Below are 1084 nucleotides of genomic sequence, written 5' to 3'. Positions count from 1 at the left end.
CCCGCCGACAGTTGCGACGCCGTTGCCACGCAAACCCGTGACGGACGCTGGCTGGTGTTGTTGCGCGACAACGGCTCGCTGTTCGCGGTGACGCGGATCATCCTGCACGCGTTGTTCTGGGGCGTGTCGCTGACGATTTTGCCGGGGATTGCCGGCTGGCATTTGTTACGCCGTCGGCCCTTGCGGCGGATTCGAGCGATTCAGGCCAGTGCCCAGGCCATCGTCGCGGGCGATTTGACCCACCGCTTGCCGCTGTCCAATCGCCGCGATGAACTGGACATGCTCGCCGCCATTGTCAACGCCATGCTTGAGCGCATCGAACGTTTGATGCATGAGGTCAAAGGCGTGTGCGACAACATCGCTCACGATCTGCGCACCCCGCTGACCCGCCTGCGCGCGCAGTTGTACCGCATGCAACAACAGGCCGGTGAAGGCTCGCAGGAAGCGGCGCAACTGGATCTGGTGCTGGCGGAAGCGGATACGCTGATGGCGCGGTTTCGCGGGTTGTTGCGGATTTCCGAACTGGAAGACCGTCAGCGCCGCTCGGGTTTTGTCGAGCTCGATCCGGTGCAATTGCTGCAAGAACTGCACGAGTTTTACCTGCCGCTGGCCGAGGAAGGCGAACTGCTGTTTGTACTGAACATGCCGGAAACCCTGCCACGCCTGAACGGTGATCGGGCACTGTTATTCGAGGCGCTGGCGAATCTGTTGAGCAACTCGATCAAGTTCACCCCGGCTGGCGGCACGGTGATCCTGCGCGGCGTGAATGACGGCGGGCATACGCGGATCGAAGTCCACGATTCCGGGCCGGGGATTCCCGAGGCCGAGCGTGAGGCGGTGTTTCAGCGGTTCTACCGGGCCGAGGGTGGGCAACCGCAAAGTGGCTTTGGCCTCGGCCTGTCGATTGTGGCGGCGATTGTCAGCCTGCATGGCTTCAGTCTTGAAGTGGGCCAGAGCGATCTTGGCGGGGCGAAACTGATGCTCGATTGTCGGCAGAGTCTGATTTCAAAATCCTGAAAATCACCGCGATGCAATGTAGGCGTGAGCCTGCTCGCGATGTCGGTGGGTCAGCCAACATGTTTGT

The 1084-nt window shown here is 61.5% G+C and carries 1 protein-coding gene; it reads left to right on the top strand.

The window, feature by feature from the left end:
* Positions 1-1017: HAMP domain-containing sensor histidine kinase (locus DBR24_RS29860; RefSeq protein WP_256591991.1), on the top strand; the 1017-nt coding region annotated here is incomplete at its 5' end.
* Positions 1018-1084: the final 67 nt, after the last annotated feature.

Source organism: Pseudomonas sp. HMWF006 (genome assembly GCF_003061205.1).
GTDB lineage: Bacteria > Pseudomonadota > Gammaproteobacteria > Pseudomonadales > Pseudomonadaceae > Aquipseudomonas > Aquipseudomonas monsensis.
The sequence above is the reverse complement of the archived record's forward strand: the minus strand, read 5'-3'. Positions and strand labels throughout refer to the sequence as shown.